The organism is Bacillus sp. SJZ110, from assembly GCF_006715455.1.
In the GTDB taxonomy this organism is placed as follows: Bacteria; Bacillota; Bacilli; order Bacillales; family Bacillaceae; genus Bacillus; species Bacillus subtilis.
In genome coordinates this window covers 458,568-485,553 of sequence record NZ_VFNF01000002.1, presented here as the reverse complement: position 1 = coordinate 485,553, position 26,986 = coordinate 458,568, and the positions used below count along the sequence as shown (strand labels likewise).

The 26,986-nt window shown below is 42.5% G+C and carries 29 protein-coding genes and 2 riboswitches; of the genes, 11 read left to right on the top strand and 18 right to left on the bottom strand.

The window, feature by feature from the left end:
• Nucleotides 1–63 precede the first annotated feature (63 nt).
• From clpE to motB, 3 genes are all read left to right on the top strand, one after another.
• The gene (gene clpE / locus FB592_RS08135) at nucleotides 64–2,163 is read left to right on the top strand and encodes an ATP-dependent protease ATP-binding subunit ClpE (RefSeq protein ID WP_029317717.1); all 2,100 of its coding nucleotides are present in this window, start codon (nucleotides 64–66) and stop codon (nucleotides 2,161–2,163) included.
• Between the two features lie 380 nt (nucleotides 2,164–2,543).
• Nucleotides 2,544–3,356 carry a flagellar motor stator protein MotA gene (gene motA / locus FB592_RS08130; protein ID WP_003244739.1) on the top strand — a complete coding sequence of 271 codons (813 nt, stop codon included), beginning with the start codon at nucleotides 2,544–2,546 and terminating at the stop codon, nucleotides 3,354–3,356.
• Nucleotides 3,328–4,113: a flagellar motor protein MotB gene (motB, locus tag FB592_RS08125; protein ID WP_003232473.1), complete on the top strand. Its 786-nt coding sequence runs from the start codon at nucleotides 3,328–3,330 to the stop codon at nucleotides 4,111–4,113. Before motA ends, motB begins: the two co-directional genes overlap by 29 nt.
• Nucleotides 4,114–4,152: 39 nt before the next feature.
• Here motB and mhqR read toward each other — a convergent pair whose 3' ends face one another.
• Nucleotides 4,153–4,590: a MarR family transcriptional regulator MhqR gene (mhqR, locus tag FB592_RS08120; protein WP_003232475.1), complete on the bottom strand. Its 438-nt coding sequence runs from the start codon at nucleotides 4,588–4,590 to the stop codon at nucleotides 4,153–4,155.
• A 192-nt stretch (nucleotides 4,591–4,782) separates the two neighbouring features.
• Between mhqR and FB592_RS08115 the strand changes: the two genes are divergently transcribed.
• The gene (locus tag FB592_RS08115; RefSeq protein WP_072557174.1) at nucleotides 4,783–6,303 is read left to right on the top strand and encodes a sporulation kinase KinD; all 1,521 of its coding nucleotides are present in this window, start codon (nucleotides 4,783–4,785) and stop codon (nucleotides 6,301–6,303) included.
• 27 nt (nucleotides 6,304–6,330) lie between these two features.
• On the opposite strand, the gene FB592_RS08110 is transcribed toward FB592_RS08115, so the two are convergent.
• Both FB592_RS08110 and spo0E read right to left on the bottom strand, forming a co-directional pair.
• Nucleotides 6,331–6,762, bottom strand: coding sequence for a hypothetical protein (locus FB592_RS08110; protein ID WP_003245685.1), 432 nt, complete (start codon nucleotides 6,760–6,762; stop codon nucleotides 6,331–6,333).
• Between the two features lie 85 nt (nucleotides 6,763–6,847).
• Entirely contained in the window at nucleotides 6,848–7,105 is a 258-nt protein-coding gene (spo0E, locus tag FB592_RS08105) for an aspartyl-phosphate phosphatase Spo0E (protein ID WP_003218598.1), read from the bottom strand.
• Between the two features lie 202 nt (nucleotides 7,106–7,307).
• Between spo0E and FB592_RS08100 the strand changes: the two genes are divergently transcribed.
• The gene (locus tag FB592_RS08100) at nucleotides 7,308–7,628 is read left to right on the top strand and encodes a YkvA family protein (RefSeq protein WP_003232481.1); all 321 of its coding nucleotides are present in this window, start codon (nucleotides 7,308–7,310) and stop codon (nucleotides 7,626–7,628) included.
• Nucleotides 7,629–7,668: 40 nt separating this feature from the next.
• On the opposite strand, the gene mtnD is transcribed toward FB592_RS08100, so the two are convergent.
• The 5 genes from mtnD to mtnE all read right to left on the bottom strand — a co-directional run bounded on the left by mtnD (nucleotide 7,669) and on the right by mtnE (nucleotide 12,148).
• Entirely contained in the window at nucleotides 7,669–8,205 is a 537-nt protein-coding gene (gene mtnD, locus FB592_RS08095; protein WP_003232483.1) for an acireductone dioxygenase, read from the bottom strand.
• Between the two features lie 14 nt (nucleotides 8,206–8,219).
• Entirely contained in the window at nucleotides 8,220–8,849 is a 630-nt protein-coding gene (locus FB592_RS08090) for a methylthioribulose 1-phosphate dehydratase (RefSeq protein WP_032725591.1), read from the bottom strand.
• Nucleotides 8,807–9,514: a 2-hydroxy-3-keto-5-methylthiopentenyl-1-phosphate phosphatase gene (mtnX, locus tag FB592_RS08085; RefSeq protein ID WP_103803699.1), complete on the bottom strand. Its 708-nt coding sequence runs from the start codon at nucleotides 9,512–9,514 to the stop codon at nucleotides 8,807–8,809. The genes FB592_RS08090 and mtnX overlap by 43 nt, the downstream gene beginning before the upstream one ends.
• Complete coding sequence (gene mtnW, locus FB592_RS08080; RefSeq protein ID WP_015483161.1) at nucleotides 9,511–10,728, bottom strand: 2,3-diketo-5-methylthiopentyl-1-phosphate enolase; 1,218 nt, start codon at nucleotides 10,726–10,728, stop codon at nucleotides 9,511–9,513. Before mtnW ends, mtnX begins: the two co-directional genes overlap by 4 nt.
• Nucleotides 10,729–10,812: 84 nt before the next feature.
• A riboswitch (SAM riboswitch) is annotated at nucleotides 10,813–10,913 on the bottom strand.
• A 38-nt stretch (nucleotides 10,914–10,951) separates the two neighbouring features.
• Nucleotides 10,952–12,148: a methionine-glutamine aminotransferase gene (gene mtnE / locus FB592_RS08075; protein WP_003244774.1), complete on the bottom strand. Its 1,197-nt coding sequence runs from the start codon at nucleotides 12,146–12,148 to the stop codon at nucleotides 10,952–10,954.
• Between the two features lie 94 nt (nucleotides 12,149–12,242).
• Here mtnE and FB592_RS08070 point away from each other — a divergent pair, with 94 nt between their 5' ends.
• The 3 genes from FB592_RS08070 (at nucleotide 12,243) to mtnA (ending at nucleotide 15,617) form a co-directional block, all read left to right on the top strand.
• Complete coding sequence (locus FB592_RS08070) at nucleotides 12,243–13,022, top strand: carbon-nitrogen family hydrolase (RefSeq protein WP_141949434.1); 780 nt, start codon at nucleotides 12,243–12,245, stop codon at nucleotides 13,020–13,022.
• Nucleotides 13,023–13,105: 83 nt separating this feature from the next.
• A riboswitch (SAM riboswitch) is annotated at nucleotides 13,106–13,262 on the top strand.
• Nucleotides 13,263–13,354: 92 nt separating this feature from the next.
• Entirely contained in the window at nucleotides 13,355–14,548 is a 1,194-nt protein-coding gene (gene mtnK / locus FB592_RS08065; RefSeq protein WP_128740294.1) for an S-methyl-5-thioribose kinase, read from the top strand.
• A 7-nt stretch (nucleotides 14,549–14,555) separates the two neighbouring features.
• Nucleotides 14,556–15,617 carry an S-methyl-5-thioribose-1-phosphate isomerase gene (gene mtnA, locus FB592_RS08060; RefSeq protein ID WP_070548879.1) on the top strand — a complete coding sequence of 354 codons (1,062 nt, stop codon included), beginning with the start codon at nucleotides 14,556–14,558 and terminating at the stop codon, nucleotides 15,615–15,617.
• A 33-nt stretch (nucleotides 15,618–15,650) separates the two neighbouring features.
• Here the strand turns inward: mtnA and FB592_RS08055 are convergent, their stop codons facing one another.
• The 3 genes from FB592_RS08055 to kinE all read right to left on the bottom strand — a co-directional run bounded on the left by FB592_RS08055 (nucleotide 15,651) and on the right by kinE (nucleotide 18,576).
• Nucleotides 15,651–15,776: a hypothetical protein gene (locus FB592_RS08055; protein ID WP_003232500.1), complete on the bottom strand. Its 126-nt coding sequence runs from the start codon at nucleotides 15,774–15,776 to the stop codon at nucleotides 15,651–15,653.
• A gap of 89 nt (nucleotides 15,777–15,865) precedes the next feature.
• Nucleotides 15,866–16,363 (bottom strand): methylated-DNA--protein-cysteine methyltransferase, encoded by a 498-nt coding sequence (gene ogt / locus FB592_RS08050; RefSeq protein ID WP_070548878.1) that lies wholly within the window; start codon nucleotides 16,361–16,363, stop codon nucleotides 15,866–15,868.
• Complete coding sequence (gene kinE, locus FB592_RS08045) at nucleotides 16,360–18,576, bottom strand: sporulation two-component system sensor histidine kinase KinE (protein ID WP_003232504.1); 2,217 nt, start codon at nucleotides 18,574–18,576, stop codon at nucleotides 16,360–16,362. The genes ogt and kinE overlap by 4 nt, the downstream gene beginning before the upstream one ends.
• A gap of 252 nt (nucleotides 18,577–18,828) precedes the next feature.
• Between kinE and FB592_RS08040 the strand changes: the two genes are divergently transcribed.
• Entirely contained in the window at nucleotides 18,829–19,851 is a 1,023-nt protein-coding gene (locus tag FB592_RS08040) for an acyltransferase family protein (protein WP_141949433.1), read from the top strand.
• A gap of 41 nt (nucleotides 19,852–19,892) precedes the next feature.
• Here FB592_RS08040 and FB592_RS08035 read toward each other — a convergent pair whose 3' ends face one another.
• From FB592_RS08035 to htpX, 4 genes are all read right to left on the bottom strand, one after another.
• Complete coding sequence (locus FB592_RS08035) at nucleotides 19,893–20,075, bottom strand: hypothetical protein (RefSeq protein ID WP_015715779.1); 183 nt, start codon at nucleotides 20,073–20,075, stop codon at nucleotides 19,893–19,895.
• A gap of 2 nt (nucleotides 20,076–20,077) precedes the next feature.
• Nucleotides 20,078–20,233 (bottom strand): hypothetical protein, encoded by a 156-nt coding sequence (locus FB592_RS08030; RefSeq protein WP_003232510.1) that lies wholly within the window; start codon nucleotides 20,231–20,233, stop codon nucleotides 20,078–20,080.
• A gap of 144 nt (nucleotides 20,234–20,377) precedes the next feature.
• Nucleotides 20,378–21,727, bottom strand: a complete 1,350-nt coding sequence (gene ktrD / locus FB592_RS08025; protein WP_032725587.1) for a Ktr system potassium transporter KtrD — start codon at nucleotides 21,725–21,727, stop codon at nucleotides 20,378–20,380.
• A gap of 173 nt (nucleotides 21,728–21,900) precedes the next feature.
• A complete protein-coding gene (gene htpX / locus FB592_RS08020) occupies nucleotides 21,901–22,797 on the bottom strand; it encodes a protease HtpX (protein ID WP_003232513.1) in 897 nt (298 codons plus the stop codon).
• Nucleotides 22,798–22,967: 170 nt separating this feature from the next.
• On the opposite strand from htpX, the gene htpK reads away from it, so the two are divergent.
• Complete coding sequence (htpK, locus tag FB592_RS08015) at nucleotides 22,968–23,669, top strand: transcriptional regulator HtpK (RefSeq protein WP_021479421.1); 702 nt, start codon at nucleotides 22,968–22,970, stop codon at nucleotides 23,667–23,669.
• A gap of 130 nt (nucleotides 23,670–23,799) precedes the next feature.
• Entirely contained in the window at nucleotides 23,800–23,994 is a 195-nt protein-coding gene (sspD, locus tag FB592_RS08010; protein WP_003218568.1) for an acid-soluble spore protein SspD, read from the top strand.
• A gap of 10 nt (nucleotides 23,995–24,004) precedes the next feature.
• On the opposite strand, the gene rsgI is transcribed toward sspD, so the two are convergent.
• The 3 genes from rsgI to FB592_RS07995 form a co-directional block, all read right to left on the bottom strand.
• A complete protein-coding gene (rsgI, locus tag FB592_RS08005) occupies nucleotides 24,005–25,150 on the bottom strand; it encodes an anti-sigma-I factor RsgI (protein ID WP_077670677.1) in 1,146 nt (381 codons plus the stop codon).
• Nucleotides 25,147–25,902 (bottom strand): RNA polymerase sigma factor SigI, encoded by a 756-nt coding sequence (gene sigI, locus FB592_RS08000; RefSeq protein WP_003245855.1) that lies wholly within the window; start codon nucleotides 25,900–25,902, stop codon nucleotides 25,147–25,149. Before sigI ends, rsgI begins: the two co-directional genes overlap by 4 nt.
• A 263-nt stretch (nucleotides 25,903–26,165) precedes the next feature.
• The gene (locus tag FB592_RS07995) at nucleotides 26,166–26,960 is read right to left on the bottom strand and encodes a TerC family protein (protein ID WP_003245669.1); all 795 of its coding nucleotides are present in this window, start codon (nucleotides 26,958–26,960) and stop codon (nucleotides 26,166–26,168) included.
• Nucleotides 26,961–26,986 lie beyond the last annotated feature (26 nt).

Sequence of the window (26,986 nt, the reverse complement as noted above, 5' to 3'; positions counted from 1 at the left end):
ATAGACCTTTTTATTCACTTTCATTGGTCAAAGAAGATCAAATTATTAAGGAGGTTTTGGCAAATGCGTTGTCAACATTGTCATCAAAACGAGGCGACGATTCGCCTTAACATGCAAATAAATTCCGTTCATAAACAGATGGTTCTTTGTGAAACTTGCTATAACGAACTGACCCGTAAACCTTCAATGAGTATGGGTCCTCAATCTTTCGGATTTCCGTTTGAACAGGCATTCCAGCCGAAAGAAAAGAGCGCAGCAAAACAAAGCGGAAAAAAAGGGTTGCTTGATGAGCTGGCTCAAAATATTACAAACGGTGCAAAAGCCGGTCTCATTGACCCCGTCATCGGCCGTGATGATGAAGTGGCGCGAGTGATCGAAATTCTAAACCGCCGGAACAAAAACAATCCGGTTCTTATTGGTGAGCCGGGTGTAGGGAAAACTGCCATCGCTGAAGGGCTCGCTTTAAAAATTGCTGAAGGTGATGTTCCAAACAAACTGAAAAACAAAGAGCTATATTTGCTTGATGTTGCATCCCTTGTTGCAAACACAGGGATCAGAGGCCAATTTGAGGAGAGAATGAAACAGCTGATCACTGAGCTGAAGGAACGAAAAAATGTCATTCTGTTCATTGATGAAATTCACCTTCTCGTCGGCGCAGGCTCTGCAGAAGGATCAATGGACGCCGGCAACATTCTCAAACCGGCCCTAGCCAGAGGCGAACTGCAAGTCATTGGCGCGACAACACTGAAAGAATATCGTCAAATCGAAAAAGATGCCGCGCTGGAAAGACGTTTTCAGCCTGTCATGGTGCAGGAGCCTTCAATTGAACAGGCTATCCTCATTCTGCAAGGGATTAAAGACAAATACGAGGCGTACCATGGCGTAACATTCAGTGATGAAGCAATCAAAGCGTGTGTCACTTTATCATCCCGCTACATTCAGGACAGACACCTGCCGGATAAAGCAATTGATTTATTAGATGAAGCAGGTTCAAAAGCCAACCTGTTAATTGATGAACTGAATGATGAGGATGCCGCTGAACGCTTAACTGCAATTGAAGCCGAAAAAACAAAAGCCCTGGAAGAAGAAAATTACGAACTGGCGGCAAAACTCCGTGATGAAGAACTCGCATTGGAGAAAAAACTGAACAGCTCCTCCGCTCATACCGCTGTCACTGTGGAAGCTGAGCACATTCAGGAAATTGTTGAACAAAAAACAGGCATCCCTGTCGGCAAACTGCAGGCAGACGAACAAACGAAAATGAAAGAGCTTGAAGCAAAACTTCATGAACGCGTGATTGGACAAGAAGCCGCTGTTCAAAAAGTGGCAAAGGCGGTAAGACGAAGCCGCGCCGGTTTAAAATCCAAAAACAGACCAGTCGGCTCCTTCCTCTTCGTCGGTCCTACCGGCGTAGGGAAAACAGAGCTTTCTAAAACACTGGCAGATGAATTATTCGGCACAAAAGACGCTATTATCCGACTCGATATGAGCGAATACATGGAGAAACACGCCGTATCTAAAATTATCGGTTCACCGCCTGGATATGTCGGCCATGAGGAAGCTGGACAATTAACTGAGAAAGTGCGCCGCAATCCTTACAGCATTGTGTTGCTGGATGAGATTGAAAAAGCACACCCAGACGTTCAGCATATGTTCCTGCAAATTATGGAAGATGGCCGTCTGACAGACAGCCAAGGCAGAACTGTAAGCTTCAAAGACACAGTGATCATCATGACAAGTAATGCGGGTGCTGGTGAGAAACAAACGAAAGTCGGTTTCCAATCAGATGACAGTGTCATCGAAGAACAAACATTGATTGATTCACTGAGCATGTTCTTTAAACCTGAGTTCCTCAACCGTTTTGACAGCATTATTGAGTTCCGCTCATTGGAAAAAGAACATCTTGTCAAAATCGTCAGCCTTCTTCTTGGAGAACTTGAAGAAACATTGGCTGAACGGGGCATTAGCTTGAATGTGACAGATGAAGCGAAAGAAAAAATCGCTGAGCTGGGCTACCACCCTTCATTCGGTGCACGTCCGCTTAGAAGAACCATCCAAGAATGGGTTGAGGATGAAATGACCGATCTGCTGCTTGATAATGGCGAGATCACAAGTTTTCACGTGATTTTAGAAGATGATAAAATCAAAGTGCGAGCAAAATAACAATCAGCGGTTTCCTTTTAGGAAGCCGCTTTTTTTTATACTTTCATACTCTTGACTTAGAAATTACCGTCCCTTCTCCTGAAGCGCTACTTCCCTTCATCCTTTACACTTTTTTTAAGGAGGGATGGAACATGTTTATATACAGTGAATATGTATTTCTACTATTATATGAATACCATCTGCACAGCTTGCAAGCAAGCTGCTAATTTCAGTAGACCCCCGGGCTTTTCAATTTTGGAGAGCCCGTTTTTGTTTATTTCTCCCTTCTATGCCTCTTCCTTGAATATTTCATGAACAAATTCACAATGTCCCTAAAGTTCCGGGCACCAAAACCGATATTAACCATAGACAAGCTAGTAAAAAAGGATTTGGTGAAAACTATGGATAAAACTTCGTTAATCGGTATTATTCTTGCTTTTGTGGCATTGAGCGTCGGGATGGTTCTGAAAGGCGTCAGTTTCAGCGCCCTTGCAAACCCCGCTGCCATTTTAATTATTATCGCCGGGACAATATCAGCAGTCGTTATTGCGTTCCCAACAAAAGAAATTAAAAAAGTGCCTACGCTGTTTCGAGTGTTATTTAAGGAAAATAAACAGCTCACAATAGAGGAACTCATTCCTATGTTCTCTGAATGGGCTCAGCTTGCACGCCGCGAAGGTCTGCTTGCTTTAGAAGCAAGCATTGAGGATGTAGATGATGCTTTCTTGAAAAACGGGCTCAGCATGGCTGTTGACGGGCAAAGCGCGGAATTTATAAGAGATATTATGACAGAGGAAGTCGAAGCAATGGAGGACAGGCACCAAGCCGGAGCCGCTATTTTTACACAAGCAGGAACGTACGCTCCGACACTTGGAGTACTCGGCGCTGTAATCGGGCTGATTGCCGCTCTCTCTCATATGGATAACACAGATGAGCTTGGACACGCCATCAGTGCCGCCTTTGTTGCCACACTTCTCGGTATCTTTACAGGGTATGTGTTATGGCATCCTTTCGCAAATAAATTAAAACGAAAATCAAAACAGGAAGTAAAACTGCGTGAGGTCATGATTGAAGGTGTTTTATCCGTTTTAGAAGGACAAGCACCGAAAGTCATCGAACAAAAGCTTTTAATGTATCTTCCTGCGAAGGACCGCTTGAAATTTGCAGAACAAGGAGAGGCGCAAAATGGCGAGAAAAAAGAAGAAGAAGCATGAGGACGAGCACGTTGATGAATCATGGCTCGTTCCTTACGCCGACATCCTTACTCTTCTCCTGGCATTGTTTATTGTGCTGTACGCGAGCAGCTCGATTGACGCAGCTAAGTTTCAAATGCTCTCAAAATCATTTAATGAAGTTTTTACAGGCGGAACCGGTGTACTGGACTACTCCAGTGTCACTCCTCCTGAAAACGAGTCAGACGGCATCGATGAAGTGAAAAAGGAAAAAGAAGAGAAAGAGAAAAACAAGAAAGAAAAAGAAAAAGCAGCTGATCAAGAAGAACTTGAAAATGTGAAGAGCCAGGTGGAAAAGTTCATCAAAGATAAAAAGCTGGAACATCAGCTGGAGACGAAGATGACTAGTGAAGGCCTTCTGATTACGATTAAAGACAGCATCTTCTTTGATTCTGGAAAAGCGACCATCCGTAAGGAAGATGTGCCGCTTGCAAAAGAGATTTCAAATCTTCTTGTGATTAACCCGCCAAGAAATATCATTATCAGCGGACATACTGATAATATGCCAATTAAAAATTCTGAATTCCAATCAAACTGGCATTTAAGCGTCATGAGAGCGGTAAACTTTATGGGGCTCCTGATTGAAAACCCCAAGCTCGATGCAAAAGTGTTCAGCGCCAAGGGTTATGGCGAGTATAAACCGGTGGCTTCCAATAAAACTGCGGAAGGCCGAAGCAAAAACCGGCGGGTTGAAGTTCTCATTTTGCCAAGAGGCGCAGCGGAAACAAATGAAAAATAGCAAAAAAGGAAGCCTTGTGACATATCAGGCTTCCTTTTTTTACTTATTATGAAACTGTTTTGCGTTTAATCCTACTCTTTTTAACATTTCGGTGCACATCTCTACCTCTTCTTCGCTTAATACGCTGATCATTTCATCAATTTCAGCAGCGTGATCAGGGAAAATATCGTTCAAAAGACCGATGCCTTTTTCAGTAATTTGCGCAAATGTCACTCGTCTGTCTGTAGGAGACGCTTTCCGAATGAGAAGTTCTTTTTGCTCCAGCTTATCTACAACGTATGTGATGCTCCCGCTAGCCAAGAGAATTTTATCTCCTATCTGCTGCAGCGGCTGATCACCTTTATGGTACAAAAGCTCTAGCACAGCAAATTCAGTCGGATTCAGCCCATGCTTATGAATATGCTTATTCATATGATCGTTAATAGACCGATACGCGCGCGACAGCACGATAAATAACTTCAGTGATTTTTCTGTCATGTCTCAATCATCCTTTTAGAAACCGTTACAGAGAAACATTAATAAACAAAGACCAAAATGTCAATAAAAATCTTTCCAATATTTCTCTTCTTTTTTAAAATGTAAGCTTGCCAACACCTTTTTCTAATTTTTTTGGTTATTTTTTCTTATTAAAGAAGAAGAAACAATGATATAATACCTCTAATCAGGTGTATGTTGGAGCGATGCAAATTGAAAATACTAAAAGGCGCCTGCGGGAGAGTCAAACTTTATATCATACTGGTCGTGATTCCGGCAATCGTCATCAGCTTTTTCGTATATGAAAAAGAAAAAGATACAATAGCTGCAGAACATAAACAAGAAGCAAGTGTCCTGCTAAACCTTCACCGCAACAAAATCAATTATTTAATCGGAGAAACAATGGCGAGAATGACCTCCTTGTCCATCGCCATCGACAGACCGGTTGATATAAAGAAAATGCAGTCAATTTTGGAAAAGACCTTTGATTCAGAGCCGAGATTTTCCGGTCTCTATTTTCTCAATGCCAAAGGAGACGTCACCGCAAGCACAACCGAATTAAAAACGAAAGTAAACCTGGCCGACAGATCTTTTTTTACAAAAGCAAAGGAAACTAAAAAGACAGTCATTTCAGATAGTTATTCTAGCAGAATTACTGGTCAGCCAATTTTCACAATTTGTGTGCCTGTTTTGGACTCAAAACGTAATGTGACAGATTATCTTGTCGCAGCAATTCAAATTGATTATTTGAAAAATCTCATTAACTTACTAAGCCCTGATGTTTATATTGAAGTTGTGAACCAAGACGGGAAAATGATTTTTGCGAGCGGACAAGCCTCTCATGCAGAGGATCAGAAACCTGTCAGCGGATATCTGGATGATATCAGCTGGAATATGAAAGTCTATCCGAACCCGGTCACAATAGAAGAACTGACGAAAAGCCTAGTGCTTCCGCTTTCATGTATTATTGTTCTGCTGAATATCCTTTTTATTCTCGTGCTGTATTATTTGCTGAAGCGGCAGACCCAGCTGGAGCGCTCAGAAAATGAGGCGCAAAAATTAGAGCTGATCGGGACGCTTGCTGCCAGCACAGCCCATGAAATCCGTAACCCCCTCACCGGGATAAGCGGCTTTATTCAGCTGTTGCAAAAGAAATATAAAGGTGAGGAAGATCAGCTTTACTTCTCCATTATCGAACAGGAGATAAAGCGCATCAATCAAATAGTGAGTGAGTTTCTCGTTCTCGGCAAGCCGACAGCTGAAAAATGGGAGCTGAACTCACTTCAGGACATTATCGGAGAAATTATGCCGATCATTTATTCTGAGGGCAATCTATACAATGTTGAAGTCGAATTACAGTATTTAACCGAGCAGCCCTTACTCGTAAAATGTACAAAAGATCATATTAAACAAGTGATTTTAAATGTAGCAAAAAATGGCCTCGAGTCAATGCCTGAAGGAGGCAAACTGACGATCTCCCTAGGAGCTTTAGATAAAAAAGCCATAATCAAAGTTGTGGATAACGGTGAAGGGATTTCTCAGGAAATGCTGGATCACATCTTCCTTCCCTTTGTTACTTCTAAAGAAAAAGGAACCGGTCTCGGCCTTGTTGTTTGTAAACGGATCGTGCTGATGTACGGAGGCTCTATTCATATTGAAAGTGAAGTGCGAAGAGGCACAGAGGTGACGATCACCCTCCCCGTATCCGCATCATAGCCCCCCTGACCATGTCAGGAGGGTTTTTTATCTTCGTGATCGGGCATTGCCATTCGATTTGCTTGCTGGTCTTCCAGAAAAAAGGATTTTGATGAAACGCAACAGCATTTTCAAAAGCAAAAAAAACATAAAAAATACTAAAAAACCCTTTATACCTTCCGTGGCATCTAAAAACTCCATATTCCCTCTCCCCGTCACCTTTTGCTGAATCTCAATCGCAAATACGATGACAATGATGACTGTAACGGTATAGATAAAGGACAAGGCTGTCATACTCCATTTAGAAAGCCATGTAAACACAGCGTGAGTGACGCCGAAAAAGAATATGCCAAAAATGCCGATCACCCAAAAATGCATTTCTTTGTCAGTTAAATGAATGCCAAATATTCCGCATAAGGAAATAAAAGCATCATGAAATTGATTGACCATTTCGGTAATGAGAATCGCCAGTTCCTTCATTAGTTCCCTCTTTTATATGAATTTTTTCCAGAAAAAAAGAGCGCTTCCGAAAAGCTCTCTCTTTATATATGCATCTGATAGGCCGCTATTTATTTGCATCATATGCTGGCATAACATCTCTGCGGGGCCACAAGCCTAATTTCTTTACAAGGCCTTGAATCCCTTGGGAATGTTCGTTTTCTTGCATAAGCTGATGATATTCATTTATTAAACAATCCAGCTCCTGACTGTGCCTGATCGTGTCATGCCCTGTAAATCCCTGCTTTCTAGCGGCATCTATCATTAACTTTCTTTTTTCATCAATAGACACCAACAATCTTTCTTGTTCAGAAGAACCGCCCATTCACTTCACCCCTCGCCGCTAAGAAATAGGAAACAAGTTTGATTGGGTTATTGTGCATTATTACAGATTATACTTTATTTGTAAACATATTTTCATTAAATAAGTTAATTTTTCAGGTATAATAGATATATTGATAGGATTAGAAGAACAATACCCAGGTGAAGAATATCTTAAACACGCCGCCAGGCAGGAGGTATGCCCAATGAAGAAAAAGAAAGCAATAATGCTCGGAGCGGCAGGCGGAAAAGCGATTTTAAAGAGGAAAAACCGAAAAAAATGTATCCAGCACATTACTACTTTTTTTCAGATGCTTCGCGATTGGCGAAATGGCGACTACCCTCGTTCACAGGTTAAAACACTTTTGCTGTTAACTGCCGCAATCCTGTATATCGTCATGCCGCTCGATATCATTCCAGACGTAATCCTCGGTCTTGGATTCATTGACGATGCAGCTGTTTTAGGTTTGATTTGGACACTGATTAAAAAAGAACTGTCACAGTATGAAAAGTGGCGTTTGCAATAAATATAAAAAGCCCCGTTCGATGAACGGGGCTATCTCATGCTTATTGATTCACGCTGTCTTTTTCATAAATCGGAACCCAGCCTTCAGTTGTGACAAAAATTCTCACCGCGACAACTTTGCGGTCCTCCTGAAGCGTGAAGTAATGGCGGATATTCTCAGGCACGGAGATTAAATCTCCAGGGTTTAAACGGACATCAAAAAACGTGCCGTCCTTGCCTTGAATGACAAAAATACCGTGTCCGCTTACAATAAAACGAACCTCATCGTCTGTATGGTGATGCTCTCTTTTAAAGTTTTCAAGCAGTTCATCAAGTTTCGGATTGCTGTCTGACAATGAAATAACATCCTGTGCTTTATAGCCGCGGCGGGTTGAGATATCTTTAATTTCAGTTTCGAAGGTATCAAGAATTTGCTGTTTTTCTTCTTCTGTCAGGTCATATTTCTCTGAGAGATGTTCCGGAAGCTTCGTGATATCCCATTGCTCATAAATAACCTCTTGACTGTCCAAAAAGCTTGCCACTTCCTCTTGATTTTCAATCGTTGTATTTGCCTCATCATGAATTCGAATTGTAGCCATTTCAATTCCTCCTTTTATTTAACCAGCTGAGGCTGGAGTGTTTTCAATTTCAAATGGTAGCTGAACAAAAATTCATACGCTTCAAGCACTCTTTTTGCCTCAAATGCTGTTTTCCCCCAAGCCGTAATACCATGATTTCGGATCAGAACAGCTCCTGAATCTTCTGAAATCTCTTCCGCAAACAGTGCCGCAAGCGTCGGGATATGTGCCGGATTTTCTATAATCGGAACGGTCACTTCTGCGTTCTCTTCCCACAAGCCGAGTGCTTTTATAATTTCCTGGCCTTTGAATGTGATTTTCTTTTGGTCTCCGTATAACTCTGAAATCACATTATTGTTTACCGTATGGACATGCAGGCAGCATCCGGCATTGGTTTTATTGTACAAATGTGTATGCAAAAGCGTTTCTGCTGACGGTTTCAGAGAATGCCCGCTTTCAGCAGGCTCTCCGTTTTGATCGACCAGCAGAAAATCTTCAACCGTCTCTTTGCGTTTATCTTTTCCGCTTGCAGTGACGAGAAATGTTAAAGGCTCATCTGTAACCTTAATTGACAGATTACCGCTAGTAGCCGGAAACCAATCTCTCTCTGCCAATTCCCGTTTTACTTCAGCGAGCTCTCGCCAGCGTTCTTGTTTTGCAGCCATTCCTGTACCTCCTTTACATTCTCAATTTTCTTTCTGATCTCATAAAAATCTTGATACGGAAGATGATTGAGGTTTTGCTCCCGGCATTCGTTTAATAAATAATCCCTTGCAAAGCATAGGTCAGACAGCTTTGCTGCCTCCACATCTGTAACCGAATCACCGATCATGATGATATATTGGTTCGGTTCAGAAAGTTCATGGATGACCGACGGCTTACAGCACCCGCATTGATTGCTGCATGTACCCTTGCAGGAATGAGGCCAGTCAATATGGATATAGTCATTGTCAAATGAAGCATGATTGCAATAAATGCGGTCTTTCTCCACAATGCCTTCAAGCAAAGGATATACAAAAAAGTCCATTCCACCGCTTATGACATAAAACGGAATCTCGTGCTCATTGATAAATGCTACAAATTCCCGAAAGCCTTCCCTGATTTTTGCATCTTCCAATACAAAACTTGTAATCTCTTCTTTTAAACGGCTGGGCAGAAGGCCGAACATCCGCCCGACACCTTCCTTGATCGACAGCGTTTTGGAAAGTACGCCGTCTTTTAATGCCACCCACTCTGGGGGAGCAAATGTTTTCATGATATTTATAATGTTGTCGTTCATCGTGATTGTTCCGTCAAAATCACAAATAATAAAAGGTTTTCGAGTCGTCATACGGCTTCAACCTTTCCCCATTTATCTAGCGCAAGCTTAAGATCCTTGCATTGTTCGGCTTTTTCATCAATCGGCTGGGCCTCTAGGACCGCATCAATAATGGCTCTGAACGCTCGCCCCCCGCCTTGGGCACCGTTCGGATGTCCATGTACGCCTCCTCCGGCGTTAATAATGTGGTCTATGCCGAAATCACGCATTAATAGCGGAACCATGCCGGGATGAATGCCTGCTGACGGAACAGCAAATGTTTGGTTAAAAGCATCCTCTCTCACACATTCTTCATGAATCGCCAGTGCATCTGCTCTTGGAAGCGCAACCGAACCATATGGAGACGGAAAGAGGCTGAAGTCAGCACCGCAATATCGGTTTAATTTTCCGAGTAAAAGAGCGTGAGAAAAACCGTAAAACGGAGAAGACGTAAACGCTCCGCTGACTGCTGGATGCGCCATAATCGGAACTGGGATTTCAGGATCTTCTGCAAGGCCTTGCATAACGTCCAAGCCGTAAGCGAAGACATTAAACAAAAGCGCATCCGCTCCCAACTCGGCGGCGCGTCTCGCTTTGTCTTTCAGATCAGCCGTACGTCCGGTCAAATTCACCGCATACAGCGTTTTATGTCCAGTTTGTTCATACGTTTCTTTCAATATTTGCTTTCCTTCTGCAATTCTTGTTTCAAAAGGCGCTAGACCAGTCTCAAAGAAAATTTCATCGTCTTTAATCAAGTCAACTCCGCCAAGCGCCTGCTGCCGGAGCTGTTCTTTAATATCACTCAGGTCCCTTCCGATTACGCCTTTAAATATGCTCATTAACAGCGGTCTCTCAAACTCTCCCAGCAGCTTCCGGATGCCGTATACGCCAAACTTCGGTCCCGGCAGTGCACGCTTAAATGCTTCAGAGAAGTGAAGATCGATTAATTTGATTTTTCCGTCCAGGGACAGCTTGCCAAACACTGTTGTCAGCAAAGCCGGAATATCCTGAGAGAAATTGATTTCAGGATAGGCAATTGTGATGACCGCTTGTTTTTCTGATGCAGCAGTTCCCTCTCTCTCCTCAACTTTTATCACCCGCCCCTTGTGCTTTTGCATTTGCTCCTGTTTTACAAGGGGCAGATCAGTCCAGGAGCCTACTGTCAATCCTGTTGCGATTTGTTCTGCTTTCTTCTCTGTATCGGCTCCCGGTTCGGTCAGGAGATATGTCGCTAATAACTCACTCATGCCAGAGCTCCTTTCATTTTCATCCATATCAAAAAACCTCTTCAAACTGCAATCGCGTCTAAAGAGGTTTCGTTTCTCGTCCGAATCTTATCTCTCAGCCGCTAGCTGCAAGAATTAGCACCGTGCTTTATAAGTCGGTTGCCGGGCTTCATCGGGCTCGTCCCTCTGCCTGCTCTTGATAAGAAAATATAGATTTTATAAATTATTTTGAATTATCCCATCGTTATAAGGTCTTGTCAATGCTTTTTTGGGTAAACAGGTTCAGTTTGCCAATTCGATAAGCGGCTTCCTTAAGTCTTTCTTCACTTGTTAAAAGTCCGACTCTGACGTAGCCCTCGCCATATTCACCGAAGCCGTTTCCAGCCGCAACTGCCACATTCGCTTTTTCCAGCAAAAGATCTGAGAACTGCTCAGAAGTATAGCCTTCAGGCACAGGCAGCCATGCAAAAAAAGAACCTGCGGGAGCTGTTACATCCCAGCCGATTTCCCGGCATGCCGTGATCCAAGCGTTTCTCCTGCTCTCATACCTGGCATTTTGCTCTGCCACACACGTCTGATCGGCTAACAGTGCCTCTGCTGCAGCCTCCTGAGTCGCTCTGAAAAGACTGACAAACATATGGTCTTGATAAAGATTGATCGCTTCAATGACCGAAGCGTTTCCGACGGCAAAGCCAACCCGCCATCCTGCCATATTATACGTTTTTGACAGCGTGTAAATTTCAATTCCGATATCCTTCGCACCTTCAGTCTGCAAAAAGCTTAAAGGCTTGCAGCCGTCAAATCCGACAGCGCCGTAAGCAAAATCGTGAACGACGCAGATTCCGTTTTCAGCCGCAAAACGCACGGTATCTTCAAAGAACTCGGAAGTAGCAACAGCTCCAGTCGGATTATTCGGATAATTCAAATACATCAATTTCGCCTGTTCCCTTATTTCAGCGGTTATGCTGCTGTAATCAGGGAGAAACGCCCTGTCCTTTACGAGCGGCATCATTTCCATCTTTGCTTTTGCAAGTGTGACACCCGACCAGTAATCAGGATAACCCGGATCGGGAACTAAAATCGTATCACCGGGATTCAACAAGCATTGCGGGAGCTCGACTAAACCGGCTTTTCCGCCGAATAATACAGCGACTTCAGTTTCCGGATCCAGATCAATGCCGTATTCTCTTTTGTAAAATGCAGCAGCCGCTGACTTCAGACGGTATGAGCCGCGAAAAGACGAATATTTATGATTCTCAGGATCAGCGACAGCTCGTTTCATCTCCTCAACAATATGCTCAGGAGTCGGCTGATCTGGATTTCCCTGTCCTAGATTGATAACGTCATGTCCTTCTGCGAGCTTTCGGTTCACTTTCTGCACCAGAGAAGCGAAGAATTGTTTAGGCAATTCCTTCAATACATGAGACTGTTCAAATTTCATCTATTCTCACCTTCTAAAAAAATCTTGAAATGATAGTCCATCATCATATATGGTTAAATGAAAAAAGTAAAGAAAAATTTGGGGTGTTAAAAAGATGAAATGGACGATATCTTGTCTTCAATTTGATATTTCATACGGAAAACCTTCGGAAAATATAAAAAAGGCTGAATTTTTCATCGAAAAAGAAAGCAAACATGCTGATGTTCTTGTTCTGCCTGAATTATGGACGACCGGATATGATCTGGCCAATCTTGATGAACTCGCTGATGAAGACGGCCGCTCCGCTCAGAGCTGGCTGAAGAAAACGGCAAAAAAACATGGTGTTCATATTGTCGCCGGATCGGTCGCTGTCAGGAAGAATTCTGATGTTTATAATACAATGTACATCGCGGATAAGGAAGGGCAAATCATTAAAGAGTACAGAAAAGCCCATCTTTTTCAGCTGATGGATGAGCATCTGTATTTATCAGCCGGTTCCGAAGACGGATACTTTGAGCTTGACGGCGTCAAAAGCTCTGGATTGATCTGTTACGATATCCGTTTTCCGGAATGGATCAGAAAACATACGACAAAAGGCGCCAACGTGCTGTTTATTTCTGCGGAATGGCCTCTTCCCCGCCTTGATCATTGGAAAAGCCTGCTTATTGCGCGAGCCATTGAAAACCAATGCTTTGTCGCAGCCTGCAATTGTACCGGTTCAAATCCAGATAATGAATTTGCAGGACATAGCCTGATTATTGATCCATGGGGGCGTGTACTTGCTGAAGGCGGCCGGGAAGAAGGCATAGTCCGAGCGAAAATCGACCTTCAAGAAAGTGCAGAAGTTCGGGAGAGCATTCCTGTTTTCGATGATATCAGAAAAGATTTATATTAAAAAATATATTGACAACTAACTAAATTACCTGTTACCATGTTCATCAACTGATAAATTAGAATTGTCAAACAAGTGAATATATTCTCTTATCGAGAGTTGGGCGAGGGATTTGGCCTTTTGACCCCAACAGCAACCGACCGTAATTCCATTGTGAAATGGGGCGCATCTTTTTCGCGCCGAGACGCTGGTCTCTTAAGGCACGGTGCTAATTCCATTCAGATCTGATCTGAGAGATAAGAGAGGCGGACATAGATGTTAAGCCTCCTTCTCTCTGAGAAGGAGGCTTTTTTACGGCCACATATTAATTAATTACATAATTGGAGGTTATGATGATGGGAGTCACAAAAACACCTTTATACGAAACGTTAAATGAAAGCTCCGCTGTGGCGTTGGCGGTGAAGCTTGGCCTATTTCCAAGCAAAAGCACGCTGACATGCCAGGAGATCGGAGACGGCAACTTAAATTACGTTTTTCATATTTATGATCAAAAACATGACAGAGCATTGATCATTAAACAGGCGGTTCCGTATGCAAAAGTGGTGGGAGAAAGCTGGCCGCTGACAATCGACCGTGCAAGAATCGAAAGCAGCGCTCTCATCCGTCAGGGCGAGCATGTGCCTCACCTGGTTCCAAGAGTGTTTTATTCTGATACGGAAATGGCGGTTACCGTAATGGAGGATCTCTCTCACCTCAAGATCGCAAGAAAAGGACTCATTGAGGGTGAAAACTATCCTCATCTGTCGCAGCACATCGGTGAATTTTTAGGAAAAACACTTTTCTACTCATCAGATTACGCGCTTGAACCTAAGGTGAAAAAACAGCTTGTTAAACAGTTTACAAATCCAGAGCTATGCGACATTACGGAAAGACTTGTTTTTACAGATCCTTTCTTCGACCATGACACAAATGATTTTGAAGAAGAGCTTCGTCCTTTTGTCGAAAAGCTTTGGAATAATGACAGCGTTAAAATCGAAGCCGCTAAGCTGAAAAAGTCATTTTTAACGTCTGCAGAAACGTTGATTCATGGTGATTTGCATACAGGAAGCATTTTCGCAAGTGAGCACGAAACAAAGGTGATTGATCCTGAGTTTGCTTTTTACGGACCGATCGGCTTTGATGTAGGGCAATTTATCGCCAACTTATTTTTGAACGCACTCAGCCGTGACGAGGCTGACAGAGAGCCGTTATATGAACATGTCAACCAGGTCTGGGAAACGTTTAAGGAGACGTTTAGTGAAGCCTGGAAGAAGGACAGTCTGGATGTTTACGCCAACATCGACGGTTACCTCACTGATACGCTCAGCCATATTTTTGAAGAAGCAATCGGATTTGCGGGCTGTGAGCTGATACGACGCACGATCGGCCTTGCCCATGTAGCTGACCTGGATACGATCGTGCCGTTTGATAAACGAATCGGCAGAAAACGCTTGGCGCTCGAAACCGGCACAGCCTTTATCGAAAAACGTTCGGAATTCAAAACGATAACAGATGTTATTGAATTATTTAAGTTACTTGTAAAGGAATGATCTATTCATGACCCATTCATTTGCTGTTCCACGTTCTGTTGAATGGAAAGAAACAGCTATTACCATTTTAAATCAGCAAAAGCTTCCTGATGAGACGGAATATTTGGAGCTGACGACGAAAGAGGATGTATTTGATGCGATTGTCACGCTCAAAGTAAGGGGCGCTCCGGCGATCGGCATTACGGCTGCCTTCGGACTAGCGCTTGCTGCCAAAAACATTGAAACAGATAATGTCACGGAATTCCGCCGCAGACTGAAAGACATCAAACAATATTTAAACAGCTCACGGCCTACCGCCATTAATTTGTCATGGGCGCTTGAGAGACTGAGTCATTCGGTCGAAAACGCGATTTCCGTAAATGAAGCAAAAACAAACCTTGTCCATGAAGCCATTCAGATTCAGGTCGAGGATGAGGAAACTTGCCGGTTGATCGGCCAAAACGCCCTGCAGCTTTTCAAAAAAGGCGACAGGATCATGACGATCTGCAATGCCGGCTCAATCGCGACAAGCCGCTATGGAACGGCGCTAGCTCCGTTTTACTTGGCCAAACAAAAAGATTTGGGATTACACATTTATGCCTGTGAAACAAGGCCTGTCCTGCAAGGTTCACGCCTTACTGCTTGGGAGCTGATGCAGGGGGGCATTGATGTCACTCTGATCACAGACAGCATGGCCGCCCATACGATGAAGGAAAAACAAATTTCCGCTGTTATCGTCGGAGCCGACCGAATTGCAAAGAACGGTGATACGGCAAATAAAATCGGCACATACGGTCTTGCTATTTTAGCAAACGCCTTTGACATTCCGTTTTTTGTCGCCGCACCTTTATCTACATTTGATACAAAGGTCAAATGCGGCGCTGATATCCCGATAGAGGAACGAGATCCCGAGGAAGTCAGGCAGATTTCCGGAGTTCGGACCGCTCCATCCAATGTGCCTGTCTTTAATCCCGCTTTCGACATTACACCTCATGATCTCATTTCAGGAATCATCACAGAAAAAGGGATTATGACCGGAAACTATGAAGAAGAGATTGAACAGCTGTTTAGAGGAGAAAAGGTGCATTAAAAAACCGCTGGACTTTGCTCATTTGGAGCCGAGTCAGCGGTTTTTTTGTTTCTTTTTGTTAACATTGATGATTTCATCTTTTTGAGCGCTTGATAAGATATGCAGTTTCACAAACAGTTCGGCAAAAACGGCAAGTTTCTCAGAGCGGCTCGGCTTCAATTGCTTTGTCCTCCTTTTTCATCAGACCAACTTTTTTAACTTAATAAAATGATATGTCGGCCGTAAAAAAAGGGAACGTGCCATATGTTTTATTTTTCTTTATAGGAGATTCGCTCGATGTTTAGCAAAAATGCTTTGATCTCCGTTTTGCTTCCGGCGTATCCTGTTAACGCACTGTTTTTGCCGATCACTCTGTGGCACGGGACAAAAATCGGCAGGTCGTTACGTTTATTAGCTTGCCCGACAGCGCGCACCGCTTTCGGACTGCCGACCGCAGCGGCAATATCCGCATAGCTTCGGGATTCACCATATGGAATCCTCTCCAGCGCTTGCCACACTTTTTGCTGAAAAGGAGTGCCCTTTTGGCTGAGCGGCAGGGTGAATGTCTTCCTTTCGCCTGCGAAATATTCTTGAAGCTGTTGTTTCGCTTCTGCAAGATTAGGTGTTTCCATGTGCTCAGTATTCTGAACCGTTTCTTTCCAATCCACCCAATCTTCCTGACTGAGAAATAGACGAGTGATCCGGTCCTCCTCTTCGGCAATGATAAGTTCACCGAGCGGCGTTTCGGCTGTCGTATAGTAGTTCATTCATCATTCCTTCTTTCTTCAGCATTCTGTCTGACAGGAAGCGTAATATGGAAAACGGTGCCCTTCCCTTCTTCACTTTCTACCATAATCTCGCCTTGATGTTCTTCAATAATTTTATAGCTTACCATAAGCCCAAGTCCAGTTCCCCGTTCCTTTGTCGTATAAAACGGTTCACCAAGTCGCTTTAATTTATCTTCTGTCATTCCGATTCCCTCGTCTTTTAAGGAGATTAGAACATGATCTTGATCCAATGCCTTTATCGTTACAAAAATATTTCCGCCGTCAGGCATCACTTCGATGGCGTTTTTTAATATATTGATAAAAACCTGTTTCAGCTGATTCGGTTCACAGTAAATCGGGGGAATGTCGTCAATTAAATCAAGTTGCATTTGTACATTGCTGAGATTGGCTTGCGCATTTAGAAGGTCTATCGTGTCCCTCATAATTTGGGTAACATGTTTTTCCTCATACATAATGGCCTGGGGCTTGGCTAAAATCAAGAATTCGGTGATGATGGATTCGATGCGCTTTAGTTCTGAGGTGATCACGTTGAAGTAAAGGGCGTAGTCTCCCTCGACACTCCCTTTCAGAAGCTGAATGAAGCCTTTAAGAGCAGTCATCGGATTTCTGATTTCATGAGCAATGCCGGCTGCGAGTTCGCCGACAACATGAAGGGTATCTGATTTGCGCAGGCGCTCCTCCAATTCTTTTCGCTCTGTTACGTCTTTAAAGATAGCCAAGTTCATATTTTGAATAATATTCCGTTTAAATGAGAATTCGAGTTTTCTGTTATCACCGCTGCTCAGCAAAAATGGAATTTCGTTGTCCATTTCATCAAAATTAATCTGCCTTGCCGGTGATGCCAGATTTTCTATTTCATAAGCAGAAATAATATCTAACAGGCTATGCTGTTTGATCTCTTCATGTGACAGGCCCAAAATATGGCTTGCTAATGGGTTGGCGTCGATGATCCTGTATTGATTGTCAAACAATACATTGCCGTCCATTGAGCCGTTGAACACTTTTCTGAATTTCAGCTCGCTTTCCCGAAGCTCCTTTTCCATCCGCTTTCTGTCGCTTACATTTCTTAAGATCGTCAAATGCTGATTTTCAAGGATTGTCCGTTTTGAAGTAAATTCAAGCTCTTTGAATTGCCCGTTCCCCATTTGAAACAGCAGCTCTTCTCTGATCTCTCCGTATTTTGCGTATTTCCTCTTCGTTATGCTGTATTTCTGCTGCGAGTCAACGAGAAAATCACACAGCTTTCTTTTCAACAGCAAATTCATCGGCAGCTCAAAAATTTTACAGGCAGATTGATTCGCTTTTACGATTCTTCCGTCATTCGACCAGATGATGATGGCGTCCATTGCATTTTCAAAGATTTCTCTGAAGCGCTCCTCACTTTTAAAGAGCTGCAGCTCCATAGACCGCTTCTCTGTGATATCCCTCATAATGGACATATAAAAACCGCTGATGATGTTTGATGTAATCGTGAATTCAAATAGTTTTTGAACTCCTGAACGAAGCTTGACAGGCAGCTCCCCCTTCGCTTTTCCCTTGCGGTTGAGCGCCTTCCAGATATTGTCGAAATCTTTTCGTGAGCCGCTGTCTATGAACTCATACAAAGATAAATGAGACAGCTCATTATGATTGATTTCAAAGCTTTTACAAAAGGACAAATTGGCATCAATAAAACCGCCATCTTTATCAAACAGGACGATTCCGTCAACTGCTCTGTCAAACAAGTCCTTAAAAAGCTGTTCATTCATAGAGAATTCCCGCTCCAGAATCTTCTTAGAAGATATGTCCCTCATGACAACAAAAAAGAAATCCTCACCAATACCTCTTTTGGCCAGAAACTCTATGTATTTTGTTGCCCCGCAATCAAGCCTGATCGGAACCTCCTTCCACAGAAAGCCTTTTTTAAAAAACTTCTTTACGGAAAGATTCAGTTCATCCTTTGGAATTGAAAACAAAAAATCCAAAACAGAACGCTTTTTCAAATCTTCCGAGTCAACTTGAAGCATCCTTTCTGTTGCTTCATTTGCCTGAACAATCCGCATTTCGTTATCACAAATAAAAATAGCATCGAGCGTATTGTTGACAATCACTTGATGCTGATTCAATTCCTTTTTCAGTCGCGCGTTTTCTTCTTTGAGGCGATTCAGTTCCTCTCGCAGCTCCGAGTTTGTCTGGACACCAAGAGTTTCCATGCATGTACACTCCTTCTTCAAAACCTATCCCTCAATATTTCTACAAAATGCGGGAACTTCCTTCATTTGCCCTATAAATTTCAGAAAATTTCAGCGCCATTACATTACGAAGACATTTTCTACGATCCTTACCGTCACTTTACATCGACCTAACAATCAGCATTTTTTTAGATTCCTTTTTCATCTTTTATTTTAAAATATGTACCAGCAGGGAATAATCTCTTAGTGACTGATGAAAGAGAAGGTGATGCTATGAGTAAATCGCGGGACAGTTATTTCGATAACGCAAAATTTTTATTGATATTCCTTGTTGTATTCGGTCATATCCTTCGTTCCTTTATTAATGATAATCATTTTATGCTCTACCTCTACAAGTTCATTTACACATTCCATATGCCTGCATTTATTCTTGTATCCGGTTATTTCGCGAAAGGCTTTAAACGGGCGGGATATGTAAAAAAGCTGGCGGTCAAGCTGATTATTCCGTATTTGATTTTCCAAATCATTTATTCCGTCTTTTATTACATTATGCAAGATGAAAGCATGGCAAATGTGAACCCGATTGATCCGCAATGGTCTTTATGGTTTCTTGTAAGCTTATTCTTTTGGAACCTGCTCCTATATCCTTTTTCAAAGCTTTCAAAACAGTGGGCGCTGTTTGTCAGCTGCGGAATCGCCGTGCTGATCGGTTATCTGGACTTTGTCAGCAGCACGCTGAGCTTGTCACGGACATTCGTATTCTTACCGATGTTCCTTGTCGGTTTTTATTTAAATAAACATCATTTTGATTTATTGAGATCAAAACGCGGCAAACAAATTGCGCTCGGAGTGCTTGCCGCAGTATTCGTCATCTGCTGGGGCATCGATTTTGACTATTCTTTTCTGTTTGGTTCAAAACCGTATTCTTCATTTGGAGACGTTACCCTGGTAAGCGGACTATCCCGAATCGGCTGGTATGTACTCGCCTTTGGGGCAACCTTCAGCTTTTTAGCGCTTGTTCCGCAAAAAAGGTATTTCTTTACCAAATGGGGAACCCGGACATTTTACGTGTATCTGCTTCACGGGTTTATTATTAAAACATTACGGCAGGTCGGGCTTGAGGGTTGGCTTACTGACTATCAAAGCTTAGTGATCCTCTTGCTTTTAACAGCAGCCCTGACATCAGTCCTCTCCAGCAACTTTGTTAAGACAGTCGCTCAGCCCTTCATTGAGCTGAGGATGACCAGCTTATTGCAATTTGTCAGAGGAACGGGCAAAAATGCTTATTTAAAATAGAAAAAGCACCTCTTAAGCGGACGCCGCCTAAGAGGTCTTTTTTATTTTTGTTTTTTATTTTTGTTTTTTTCTTTTTTCTTTTCAGGCTTGGTGACTTCCAGCGTTTCGATGATCTTCCCGGCATTGTAATCCCCAAGTTCACTTGAGAACTCTTCCTCCAGCACCTTTTTATTCATAGGCTTTTTATGATTTTGCATGTCTCTGCTATGACGGTTTTTCTTCACAACTACATGCCTCCCTGCTGGCCCTGTTTGGAATTGCGGTTTGCCCCTCTAAAATTGGGGTCGTCATGATATTGTGTCTTATATGAATTGGGGTCCATGCTCTCGGTAGGTGTATTGTTATTTTTAATGGCTTCATTCACTTCAGCTTTACGCTTCATACGAATCCTCCTCGCCAGTTTTCAGACATTTTAAGATGCAGGAGCGTAAATTGCACCTGTCGAAGTTAGGTTCTCCAACTGAACAGGAGGCACACATCTTTTTTTTGGCAATCAAAAAACACCGCAAAGTATGCGGTGTTTTGCCTATCCGATAATCACTCTTTCTTTCGGATAGTGATAGTTCGCTTCAATTTCCTTTCTTCCGATCAGATACAGGAAGGTTAGAATGCCGATTCGCCCGATAAACATGACAATCATAATGACGCATTTTCCAACACTGCTCAAATCTGCCGTAATTCCAAGCGACAGGCCGGTTGTACCGAATGCCGAGCACACTTCAAACAAAAGCTCCAGCAGGGAATGCTTTTCTGTAATGGTCAGAATGAGTGTCGCGCCAAAAACGAGCAGGATCGCCATCATCGTGACAACAAGCGACTTCATCAAGTCAGCAGGGTGAAGCTCCCGTTTGAATACCTTTACGGCCTTATTGCCGCGGGCAAAATGAAACAGCGCAAGAAGGTTCAAAGCAAAAGTCGTTGTCCGTATGCCTCCCCCGACTGAGCTTGGCGACGCTCCAATAAACATCAGCGCACAAATAAAAAAGAGTGTGGAATCTGATAATTGGCTGATATCGATTGTTGCCAGCCCCCCGCTTCGGGTTGCCGTTGATTGAAACAGGGACAAAAACAAAACATCATGCCATGATTTTCCTGCGAACGCATGGTTTGCTTCCAGGGCAAAGATGCCAATGGCTCCAAACAAGACAAGTGAGCCGAACGTAATCGTCGTGATCTTTGTAAAAAGCGTAAATGGATAACGCCGATGCTTTGAAAACAGGAAATCCTTTACTTCAACAAGCACGGGAAATCCAATCGCTCCAAATATAATTAAAAGCATTGTAATAAACTGCACAAAGTAATCGTGGCGAAATGGAATCATCGAATTACCGGTAATATCAAATCCGCCGTTTGTCGTTGCACTGATACTGGCAAAAAATCCGTGTAAATAGGCTTCCTGATAGGAGTCATAGTAGGTTAAGAAATATGTGCCGAGTATCAGCCCGCCAAAAAATTCAATCCACAAGATCAGAAACAGTACCTGCTTCATCAGATTGACAATTCCTGAAAACTGGGATTGGTTTTGATCAACCATAATCAGCTTCCGTTCTTTCAGCCCGATTCGTTTTCCCATGATCAGCCAAATGAACGTTCCGAGCGTCATAATTCCGATTCCGCCAAATTGCAGAACAAATGCTAATATAAAAATCCCTATTGTGCTGAATGTATCAGCTGTATCAACAACTGTCAGCCCCGTTACACTGACTGAACTGACAGCTGTAAAAAGCGCATCAATAAACGTCCAATCTGCCCCCGGTTTATGGGCCGCCGGCAAACTCAGCAATATAACGGCCACAGTAACTGCAAGAAAATAATATAATGCGATCAGCTGGGCCGGTGACAAGGCCTGTATCAATTTTCCAAACTTTAATCTCATGTAAAATCCTTCTGCCTCTCTTTTTAAGTACGGTAATTATTCTAAAGATATTAGGTCCATTTTTAAAGGCTTTTACGAAACATTTTCTTAACTTGCTTATTTTTTTATGATTTTAGTCAATGGATAAAATAAAAAACCTCTGAGAATTCTCTCAGAGGAACAATGTGTTTGTATTATTTAGCTTCCAGCCGTCTGATTCGCTCATCTAAATCAGGGTGAGTAGAGAAAAGCGAAGAGCGCTTCTTGCCATTAATCTTTAACGTTTGGACAGCTGTCTGATCGTCTTCCATAATCCGGGAAGAATAGCTTTTAAGCGTCCGCAGCGCATGAATCATCTTGTCCTTGCCGGCAAGATCCGCTCCTCCCCTGTCAGCATGGAATTCACGATGGCGTGAATACGCAAACACAACCAGGCTGCCAAGTATCGAAAAGACAATCTGAAAAATAATCATTGCAATAAAATGAACGATCGGCGCTAGATCTTCTTTGACAAAACGGCTTGCTATCCAAGCGGCGATACGCGATAAAAAGACGACAAAGGTATTAACGATACCTTGTAAAAGCGTCATTGTTACCATATCACCATTTGTGATATGCGCGACCTCGTGGGCAAGCACACCTTCAACCGCTGCGTCATCCATCTGCTCCAGTAGCCCTGACGATACTGCGACAAGTGAACGGCGTTTTGACGGTCCAGTCGCAAATGCGTTTACTTCAGGTGAACGGTAAATCCCGACTTCCGGCATTTTCGTTAAACCGGCAGAGCGGCTTAATCTGTGAACACGATCAACCAATTGCTGTTCCTCATAGCTGAGCGAGTGTTTTTTCGGATTCAGCACTCTGACGCCCATCATCGTCTTTGCCATCCATCTGGACATCGCAAGAGACGTAAAGGAACCGACAAATCCAACGACTAAACTGAACACAAGAAGCGCCATTGGATCGATACCGCCATCAGCTGTAAAATACGTCCCGACTCCTGTAACAGAGCTTAAAACAGACAAAACGATCCCGATTGTTGTAAGCACCAAAATATTCGTTAGAATAAACAGAAAAATTCTTTTCGCCATAACAACCTCCGTTATTTTAAGTTCAAAAGAACCCGTATATTTAAATTATAAAACATCCATTTGAAAATGCAAGGAATTCGACGTATGATGTTAATGTAATTTGCTGACGCTTGAACTTTGAATATATACATAGACCTATATCCGCGTCAAATTGTTTAAAGAGGTGAACAATGAACATTTTTAAACTCTCTCGAACCGATATGGTGCGGCTGCTCTATTCCCTAAAAGGACAAGGAGAACATAGCCCGCTCGACATTCTCGTCCAATCAGCGAACATGTCAGCAGAAAAAGCAGCCAATCATCTAGAAATTCCTGAATTTCTTACAAGATACGAACGAAAAAAACAGAAAAAAGAATACGGTCTTTCTACAAATGAAATCGTAGAGCTTGGCAACTTATGCGAGCTGACTTCGTTAAAGTCAACCGCGATTCAAAACTGGGTAAAGCGTGATATCAAAGATCTGATCGGACACCCTGAGCTGGGCAAAAAATACTCAGTTGAACAGGCAGTTATTCTTTTAATTGTACGTGATTTAAAATCCATTTATGACTTTGAACACATACGGGCTATTTTAAAAGTGGCCTTTAACACAATCTCAGACAGATCTGATGATGTCATCAGCCCGATTGCTTATTATGAAAGCTGCGCATATGTGCTTGATGCCATCCATCACCAAGATACTCCTTCTATGAAAGAATCCAATCTACAGGAGATCGCCGAACAGGAGACAGAGCGTCTCCGTCACCGTTTTGAAGAACTGAATGACGGCCAATGGCTTAAAATCAGACAAATTATCGCCATTACAGTTCTCTCCATTTTGACGTTCCATATTCAGGCAACCGCACATAAAATGACAGCAGACATTCTATAGTCTGCGTCACCCCGGCTCAGAGGCCGGGGTTTTATTTTTCTCCACAACAATTGCCAGCATAAATAAACCCCGTATATTTCAAACTAAATACGCGTTAAGAATTTCTTTATCGAAAAAGGAGATGAAAAAGATGGCGAGCAGAAATAAACTCGTTGTTCCAGGGGTGGAGCAGGCACTAGACCAATTTAAACTCGAAGTGGCTCAAGAATTCGGTGTGAACCTTGGTTCTGATACAGTCGCACGCGCTAACGGCTCTGTAGGCGGAGAAATGACAAAGCGGCTGGTACAGCAAGCACAATCACAATTAAATGGCACAACTAAATAAATTCAGGTCTTTATTCGCCGGGGGCACTCGGCGAATCTTCATTTTGAGCTGAATTATTATCACTGCTGTAGCCGTTTGGATTACGTCGGTCTGAAGCGTTATCCCTTCTGGACGAAGAACGGTTCTTGCCTTGTTCACCATTGTTCCAGTCCCTGTGATATTGGCTTTGACCCTTGTCAGCGCCGTTATTTTCATTTCCTTTATCTTGAGGATCTTGTATTGGGGTTTGCTCATGGTCCCCATCTTTTTCGGTATTTGTATTTTCATCTGATTCCTTTATTTTTTTATCTTTGTCACTATCATCAATCTGGTCATCCGCTTTATCTTCTTTCTGGTCTCCGGAATCCGCATCATTCAGCTGTTCATTATCTCCTTGCTTGCTGTCCTGGGTGTCAGTTTGATCGTTGTTTTCATCCTCATTTTCATCACTCTTTTGATCCTCTTCCCCGGATGGTTTGCTGGAGTCATCTTTTAAATCTTTATTGTCATTCTTTTCATTTGATTTGATGTAGCTGCCTGTTGAGACGCCTTCTTTCTTCGCTTTTTCCCTCGTTTGCATATCTGACTCGAGAGATTCCATGCGGTATGTCGTTTTATATTTTTCAGTCACATCATTCAGCTGTTTTTTCACAGCCTTTTTATATGTATTGTCTTCTGTGTTTTCATAAACAGTGGAAATCAATATTTCTTTCGATTTCTTTACATACCCGTGTTCACTGCAGTCGGTTATAATATCGTCAATCACCTTTTTAAAATCAGTCTTCTCCCAATCATCTATATCATTCACGACTTTCTGTCCCTCATCGTTTAGAGGCGTCAGTTCAATCACTTCATAATCGCTGTTTAACGCCATTTCGACGCTTGGATTGATATCGATTGTCATATACGCATAGGCCTTATTATTAGAAAAAACGGGGAGAACTATAAAAATAAAGAGCATAATAGCAGTCATCGTAAAAATCCCCATTTTGAAAGGGCGCAGTTTAAAAAAATCAAAAAAGCTGGCCCTTCTGCCCATGCGTGTTTCACTCGGAAGCACGATTTCTTCTCCGATTTCATAGCTGTGTCGATCATTTTTGGCTTTTAAAAATTGTCCGTCAGGGGTCAGCAACGTGACGAATTTTTTATTTTTCTCTACTATAATCCCTCTTCTCATGAGTGCAGCACCCCTTTAAGATAATCTTTTAAATAAATATAATCACCCGTAATGATAATACACATCGCAATAATATATTTTCTGTTTCTCTCAATCGTTTTTCGGCTTACAGAGACAAGCTGTTCAAGCTGTTTGACCGGAAGCTGCTTCTTTGTATACAGGATAGCGGCCAATTCTTCATGTTCAACAAGCGTCATTGCCACCTTTATGGCGTTTTGCCTTGCATCCGTGTGCTTTGGAGAATTTTCAAGCAGTTCTTTAAACGATAAACCATAATCCTTGAGCTGCTTTTGAAAATAGAGGATTTCCTCCCGCCTCTGCTCCTGTTCAATCTGACGGCGGTATTCATCAATGGAAAGCTCGGCTTCAATCAGGCTTTGTGATGACTCCTGATCGTCTCCTTCCTGTAAATCGATATTTATATTTTGTGCGCTTCTGGCTTCTTTTCTAATGTAATCAATGACTTTTCTTTTTATAATAAGCTCAGCAAATGCGAGCAGAGAATTTCCTTTTTCAGGTGAATATTTTTCTATAGCTTCATTAAACGCGATCAGTCCAATACTGAACTCATCGTCTTTTTCATCTATATATCGTTTACAAACGGATGAAACCGTCTTTGCGATAAATGGCTTATATTGCTGTATTAATTCATTTTGCAGATCTTTATTGCCTTTTTGTATACTCTCAACAGCTTTTTCAAGTGTTTGCTTCTTTTTTCCCAATTTAAACAAAAGGCTAAGCACTGGTTTCACCTCAGTTCCTCCCTATAACTACTCATTAATGATAGCTAATTTGATAGGGATTCGCAAAGGAGAAAAAGAAATATTGATTTCCAATGTCTCAATTATGACAAACCATTCTGACGTCCTATACATGATTTCGTGCCTTTCTAAAGAATTAAGGGGGTTTTATGCGTGTTTTTTGTAACAAAGATGTTATAAAAATGTTATTTTATTTCGCTTATGAAAACGCTTCAAACACAAAAAGACTCTGCTTTTAAGCAGAGTCTTTCAGATTACGCCCGTTCACGGGTGCTGTTTTTTTGTTCGTTTTGTGCGCCCTCCGGCTGTTTTTTCCCACCTGACATAAACCAGCCGCAAACCGCGATTGCTGCTAAGACACCCCAGAATATCAGCTTCCATGTTCCAGAATGGATAAAGTGCTCAGAAACAACCGCTATGTCGCGATGGGCAAGCGTATATAAAGCAAGCTTCACTCCGACCCAGCCGACAATCACAAAGGCTGCTGTTTCTAGGCTTGGACGTTCCTTTAATAACTTCACAAACATGGAAGCCGCAAACCGCATGATCACCAGTCCGATGATACCGCCGGCCAAAATGACGAGAAATTGTCCTCCGTCAAGTCCGCCGATCTTCGGGAGTGATGTCCCAGGAAGTGTAACCGCCAGCGCTACTGCTGCTAAGATGGAATCAACAGCAAACGCGATATCTGCCAGTTCAACTTTTAAAACAGTCGGCCAAAAACCGCTTTGCTTCGTCTCTTTATGTGTGTCTTCTTTCTTAAATACATATCTTTTCAATAAGTGGCTTGCTGAGATATACAGCAAATAGATCGCGCCAATCGCTTGAACCTGCCATACGTTGACCAAAAATGAAATGGCGAATAAAGAGCCAAATCGCAGAACAAAAGCCCCTGCCAATCCATAAAATAACGCTTTTTTTCTTTTTTCCTCCGGCAAATGTTTTACCATTACCGCCATAACCAGCGCGTTATCAGCGGCTAAAATCCCTTCCAGCCCGATCAAGACGAGAAGAACCCAACCATACTCTAATAATAATGCTGCATCCATAAATGATACCCTCCCAAAAAAGTTGT

Coding starts and splice junctions, on each gene's coding strand:
- spo0E (WP_003218598.1), bottom strand. CDS start 7,105: ATGGGCGGTTCTTCTGAACAAGAAAGATTGTTGGTGTCTATTGATGAA.
- mtnD (WP_003232483.1), bottom strand. CDS start 8,205: ATGGCTACAATTCGAATTCATGATGAGGCAAATACAACGATTGAAAAT.
- mtnX (WP_103803699.1), bottom strand. CDS start 9,514: ATGACGACTCGAAAACCTTTTATTATTTGTGATTTTGACGGAACAATC.
- mhqR (WP_003232475.1), bottom strand. CDS start 4,590: ATGACAGAAAAATCACTGAAGTTATTTATCGTGCTGTCGCGCGCGTAT.
- mtnA (WP_070548879.1), top strand. CDS start 14,556: ATGACCCATTCATTTGCTGTTCCACGTTCTGTTGAATGGAAAGAAACA.
- kinE (WP_003232504.1), bottom strand. CDS start 18,576: ATGGAAACTCTTGGTGTCCAGACAAACTCGGAGCTGCGAGAGGAACTG.
- mtnE (WP_003244774.1), bottom strand. CDS start 12,148: ATGAAATTTGAACAGTCTCATGTATTGAAGGAATTGCCTAAACAATTC.
- mtnK (WP_128740294.1), top strand. CDS start 13,355: ATGGGAGTCACAAAAACACCTTTATACGAAACGTTAAATGAAAGCTCC.
- sspD (WP_003218568.1), top strand. CDS start 23,800: ATGGCGAGCAGAAATAAACTCGTTGTTCCAGGGGTGGAGCAGGCACTA.
- htpX (WP_003232513.1), bottom strand. CDS start 22,797: ATGGCGAAAAGAATTTTTCTGTTTATTCTAACGAATATTTTGGTGCTT.
- FB592_RS08110 (WP_003245685.1), bottom strand. CDS start 6,762: ATGAAGGAACTGGCGATTCTCATTACCGAAATGGTCAATCAATTTCAT.
- ktrD (WP_032725587.1), bottom strand. CDS start 21,727: ATGAGATTAAAGTTTGGAAAATTGATACAGGCCTTGTCACCGGCCCAG.
- FB592_RS08040 (WP_141949433.1), top strand. CDS start 18,829: ATGAGTAAATCGCGGGACAGTTATTTCGATAACGCAAAATTTTTATTG.
- rsgI (WP_077670677.1), bottom strand. CDS start 25,150: ATGAGAAGAGGGATTATAGTAGAGAAAAATAAAAAATTCGTCACGTTG.
- htpK (WP_021479421.1), top strand. CDS start 22,968: ATGAACATTTTTAAACTCTCTCGAACCGATATGGTGCGGCTGCTCTAT.
- FB592_RS08030 (WP_003232510.1), bottom strand. CDS start 20,233: ATGAAGCGTAAAGCTGAAGTGAATGAAGCCATTAAAAATAACAATACA.
- FB592_RS08100 (WP_003232481.1), top strand. CDS start 7,308: ATGAAGAAAAAGAAAGCAATAATGCTCGGAGCGGCAGGCGGAAAAGCG.
- ogt (WP_070548878.1), bottom strand. CDS start 16,363: ATGAACTACTATACGACAGCCGAAACGCCGCTCGGTGAACTTATCATT.
- FB592_RS07995 (WP_003245669.1), bottom strand. CDS start 26,960: ATGGATGCAGCATTATTATTAGAGTATGGTTGGGTTCTTCTCGTCTTG.
- motA (WP_003244739.1), top strand. CDS start 2,544: ATGGATAAAACTTCGTTAATCGGTATTATTCTTGCTTTTGTGGCATTG.
- motB (WP_003232473.1), top strand. CDS start 3,328: ATGGCGAGAAAAAAGAAGAAGAAGCATGAGGACGAGCACGTTGATGAA.
- clpE (WP_029317717.1), top strand. CDS start 64: ATGCGTTGTCAACATTGTCATCAAAACGAGGCGACGATTCGCCTTAAC.
- FB592_RS08115 (WP_072557174.1), top strand. CDS start 4,783: ATGTTGGAGCGATGCAAATTGAAAATACTAAAAGGCGCCTGCGGGAGA.
- mtnW (WP_015483161.1), bottom strand. CDS start 10,728: ATGAGTGAGTTATTAGCGACATATCTCCTGACCGAACCGGGAGCCGAT.
- FB592_RS08070 (WP_141949434.1), top strand. CDS start 12,243: ATGAAATGGACGATATCTTGTCTTCAATTTGATATTTCATACGGAAAA.
- FB592_RS08090 (WP_032725591.1), bottom strand. CDS start 8,849: ATGGCTGCAAAACAAGAACGCTGGCGAGAGCTCGCTGAAGTAAAACGG.